The 384-nt window shown below is 27.9% G+C and carries 1 pseudogene; it reads right to left on the bottom strand.

The features are described from left to right. Positions 1-83: 83 nt before the first annotated feature. Positions 84-275: pseudogene (locus ELQ12_RS09955) on the bottom strand (hypothetical protein); the annotation flags it as partial. Positions 276-384 lie beyond the last annotated feature (109 nt).

The raw sequence follows: 384 nt of genomic DNA, 5'->3' as shown, positions 1-384 counted from the left end.
TCTTTTGTGATATAAATTCTTTTAATATTTGCCATTTGATAGATATTTTTTACAAGTATATATAACCCAAAAAGAAATGTAAAAAAAACTATAAACCATTTATAATCTATTTCTTTGTTAAATATTCTAGGAAATAAATAAAGAATAAAACATAAAAATACAATATTTGCTATCCAATAAAGCAAAAACGAAGGTATTTCCTTTTTTCCTTCCCAAATGATTTCATCTTGAGTGTTTTGCTCTTTGATTTCTGTGTTATTGTTTGTTTGGCTCATTTTTATCTCCGAGTTATCATTCTGCCCTAAGTTCTCCACCTCTAACCACAAGCCCATTAGAGTCTATAGTTACTTCAACTCCACCTGCTTTAATAATAACACAATCTCC

The organism is Campylobacter sp. US25a (assembly GCF_004379075.1).
In the GTDB taxonomy this organism is placed as follows: Bacteria; Campylobacterota; Campylobacteria; order Campylobacterales; family Campylobacteraceae; genus Campylobacter_D; species Campylobacter_D jejuni.
This window is presented reverse-complemented; position numbering and strand designations above follow the sequence as displayed.